General features: G+C 71.5%; 2 protein-coding genes. Both read left to right on the top strand.

Annotated elements, in window-relative coordinates; all coding sequences use genetic code 11:
• A partial coding sequence (locus ACZ4FV_RS51640) for a type I polyketide synthase (protein WP_402241582.1) occupies positions 1-3,218 on the top strand: 3,218 nt, incomplete at its 5' end.
• 63 nt (positions 3,219-3,281) lie between these two features.
• On the top strand, positions 3,282-4,538 hold a 1,257-nt coding region (locus ACZ4FV_RS51635), incomplete at its 3' end, for a beta-ketoacyl synthase N-terminal-like domain-containing protein (protein WP_465328357.1).

Genomic DNA, 4,538 nt, shown 5'->3' with positions numbered 1-4,538 from the left:
CCCACATCCAAGACACCACCACCCTCAACGCCCACTACTGGTACGACAACCTCCGCAACCCCGTCCTCCTCCAACCCACCATCGAACAACTCACCACCACCGGCCACCACACCTACATCGAAACCAGCCCCCACCCCGTCCTCACCCACCCCATCACCGACACCACCGAGGGCCACAACGTCCACGTCATCGAAACCCTCCGCCGCGACCAAGGCACCCACCACCGCTTCACCACCAGCCTGGCAACCCTGCACACCCACGGCATCGCCCCGTCCTGGCACGCCCACATCCCCACGCATCGCACCACAGCCGACGATCCCCAACTGCCCACCTACGCTTTCCAACACCAGTCCTACTGGCTCGAGTCACTGCCCTCGGACCGAAACGCGACCGGTCTGGGACTGCACCCGGTCGAGCACCCGCTGCTGACCGCGGCCGTCGAACTCGCGGACGCCGGAACGCACTTGTTCACCGGGCGGATCTCGGTCCGCACCCATCCGTGGCTCGCGGACCATGCCGTCCTGGACACCATCCTGTTGCCGGGTACCGCGTTCCTGGATCTCGCACTGCACGCGGTGGAGGCGACCGACACCGTCGCCCTGGAGGAACTCACGCTGGAGAGCCCCCTCGTCATTCCCGCCGTGGGCGCCGTTCAGCTTCAGGTCGCGCTCACCGCCCCGGACGACACCGGCCGACGCACCATCACCATCCACTCCCGCACCGACGACCCGAACACCGACCAACCCTGGACCCGACACGCCGTAGGCGCCCTCACCGCCGACGAACTCGTCTCTGCGGCAACCGCGTTCGATGCGGCGAGTTGGCCTCCGCCCGGGGCGGTCGAGCTGGATGTGTCGGACCACTACGACCGGTTGGCCCTGCACGGCCTCGGCTACGGACCGGTCTTCCAAGGTCTCCGGGTCGCCTGGCAGCTCGGCGACGAGCTGTACGCCGAGGTCGACCTGCCCCCGGACACCGATGTCTCCCGCTTCGGCCTGCACCCCGCACTTCTCGACGCCGCGCTGCACCCGATGGGGCTGGCCCCGGCGCCGGAGCCGGTGGCGGATTCGAGCGCGTCGGAGGTGCCTCGCCCGGTGGTGCTCCCGTTCTCCTGGAACGGGGTACGGCTGCACCGCACCGAGTCGACCTCGGTCCGGGTGCGGCTCACTCCCGTCGGCGAACACGCGGTGGCGCTGGAGGTCGCCGACCGCACCGGTGCCCCGGTGGTCACCGTCGAGTCCCTCACCGTACGTCCGCTCTCACCCGAGCAGCTCGCCTCGGCGCGCGGCGGCGGTGCGACGGACTCGCTGTTCCGGTTGGGTTGGCAGCCGGTACCGGCCGGCCCGGTCGAGGCGGGTGCCTGGGCCACCCTGAGTGCGGACGGCCGGTTCCACCACGCCGACGCCGAAGGTGTCTCGTACGCCGATCTCGCAGCGCTGCGCGCGGCGTTGCACGAGTCTCCGGGCTCGCCGCCGGGCATCGTCCTCGCGCCGGTCGGGTCCGCACTCGACGGGGACGCCGCCCCGAAGGCGGTACGTACGGCCGTCGGCGAGGCACTGGCCCTGCTCCAGGAGTGGCTGGCGGACGCGCGGCTCGTCGACAGCCGGCTCGTGGTGGTCACCACCGGCGCCGTCGCCACCCGGTCCGGCGAGGACACGTCCGATCTGGCGGGCGCGGCCCTCTGGGGCCTGTTCCGGTCCGCGCAGAGCGAGCACCCCGAGCGGTTCACCCTGGTCGACACCGACGGCAGCGCCGGGTCGCGCCGGGCCCTGGCGTACGCCGTCGCGGGTAGCGAACCGCAACTGGCTCTGCGGGAGGGAAAGATCCTGGTCCCGCGCCTGGCTCGGGCCGGCTCGGCGGGCGCCGGGGACGATCCGGCGCCGCGCGTCCTCGATCCGGAGGCCACGGTCCTGATCACCGGCGGCACCGGAACGCTCGGCCGGCTGGCCGCGCGGCAGCTGGTCACCGAACACGGGGCCAGGCACCTGCTGTTGGCCAGCCGACGCGGACCGACGGCCGAGGGTGCCGGCGATCTCGCCGACGAACTCATCGGTCTCGGCGCCACCGTGACCATCACCGCGTGCGACACCGCCGACCGCGCGGCGCTCGCCGAGCTGCTCGACGCGATCCCCGCCGAGCACCCGCTCGGCGCGGTCATCCACACCGCCGGCACGCTGCGAGACTCCGTCGTCACCGGCCTGACGGGTGAACATCTCGACGCGGTCCTGCGGCCCAAGGTCGACGCGGCCTGGCATCTGCACGAACTCACCCGCGACCACGACCTCAGCCACTTCGTCCTCTACTCCTCGGCGGCGGGTTGCTTCGGCAATCCCGGGCAGGCCAACTACGCCGCCGCGAACACGTTCCTGGACGCGCTAGCCCACCATCGTCGGGCCCGGGGGCTCGCCGGCACGTCGCTCGCGTGGGGCCTGTGGGCCGAGACGAGTGCGCTGACCGGCGGCTTGGACCCGACCGACCGGGCCAGGGTGACCCGTGGCGGACTACTGCCACTCGACACGCGGGAAGGACTCGAACTGCTCGACGCGGCGCTCGGGCTCGGCGCGCCGGCGCTGCTGCCGGCTCGGCTCGACCCGGCCGCGTTGCGCGCGCAGGCGGCCGACGGCACGCTGCCGGCGATCCTGCGCGAGCTGATCCGGCTGCCCGGTCGACGCACGTCGGCCGTCGCTGTGGAGCCGCTCGCGGACCGGTTGAGCGGGTTGTCCGATGTCGAGCAGTCCGCGCTGCTGCTCGACCTGGTGCGCGGCCAGGTGGCGGCGGTACTCGGGCACGCGAGTCCCGATGCGGTGGTCGGCGATCAGGGCTTCAACGATCTCGGCTTCGATTCGCTCACCGCCGTCGAGTTGCGCAACCGACTCAACGGCGCGACCGGCCTGCGGCTGCCCGCGACGCTGGTCTTCGACTACCCGACCCCGGTCGCGCTGGCGGGCTACCTCCGGGACGGCCTCGCGCCACGCACCTCGCCGTCCGCGCCGGCGCTGGCCGACCTGGACCGCCTCGAAGCGAGCCTGGCACGCCTGGAAGCCACCGAGGACGAGGCCACACGCGGTCGCATCACCCAACGCCTCCAGGCGGTGCTCTCCCGCTGGACGGCTCCCACGACCACCGCCGACGCGGACGTCACCGACCGCATCGACACCGCCTCCACAGACGACATCTTCGACTTCATCGACAACGAACTCGGCCGCTCCCTCCAATAGCCCTCCCCCAAACACCCCGTCCACCCGGTCCACCCGCGCGCGCCCCGTCGAGGAGAAGTTCCGATGGCAACGAATGAAGAGAAGCTCGTCGACTACCTCAAGTGGGTGACCAACGACCTGCACCAGACCCGCCGTCGGCTCCAGGAGGTCGAGGCCAAGGAGGCCGGTCGCGGCCGCGAGCCGATCGCGATCGTCGCGATGAGCTGCCGCTATCCGGGCGGCGTCCGCACGCCCGACGACCTGTGGCGACTCGTCGCCGAGGGCACCGACGCGGTGGGCGGCTTCCCGACCGACCGTGGTTGGGGCGTCGAGGAGCTCTACCACCCCGATCCCGATCGGCTCGGCACCTCTTACACCCGCGACGGCGGCTTCCTGCACGACGCGCACCACTTCGATGCGGAGTTCTTCGGGATCAGTCCGCGCGAGGCGATCGCCACCGACCCGCAGCACCGGTTGCTCCTGGAGACGGCCTGGGAGGCGTTCGAGCGCGCGGGGATCGAACCGACCTCGCTGCGCGGCAGCCGTACCGGCGTGTTCGCCGGCGTGATGTACAGCGACTACGGGTCACGGCTCCAGACCCACGCGGCCGAGGAGTTCGAGGGATACATCGGCAACGGCAGCGCGAGCAGCATCGCGTCGGGACGCCTGTCGTACACGTTCGGTCTCGAAGGACCCGCGCTGACCATCGACACGGCGTGCTCCTCGTCCCTGGTCGCCATTCACCTGGCCGCCCACGCGCTGCGTCAGGGCGAGTGCACCCTCGCCCTGGCCGGTGGCGTCACCGTGATGGCCTCTCCGGGCCTGTTCGTGGAGTTCAGCCGCCAACGCGGACTCGCGCCCGACGGCCGGTGCAAGTCGTTCGCCGCGGCGGCGGACGGCGCCGGCTTCGCCGAGGGTGCGGGCTTGTTGCTGCTGGAGCGGCTCTCCGACGCCGAACGCAACGGACACCCCATCCTCGCCGTCCTGCGCGGCTCCGCCGTCAACCAGGACGGCGCCAGCAACGGACTCACCGCACCCAACGGCCCCTCCCAACAACGGGTGATCCAACAGGCTCTCACCGGAGCCGGACTGACGGCCGATCAGGTGGACGCCGTCGAAGCGCACGGCACCGGCACCACCCTCGGCGACCCGATCGAGGCACAGGCCCTGCTCGCCACCTACGGCCAGGACCGACCCGCCGAACACCCCCTCTATCTGGGCTCGTTGAAGTCCAACATCGGCCACACCCAAGCCGCCGCCGGTGTCGCCGGCGTGATCAAGATGGTGCTGGCCATGCGGCACGGCGTTCTGCCCAAGACACTGCACATCGACGAACCGTCA

It is taken from the genome of Embleya sp. NPDC025285 (assembly GCF_055558835.1).
The sequence above is the reverse complement of the archived record's forward strand: the minus strand, read 5'-3'. Positions and strand labels throughout refer to the sequence as shown.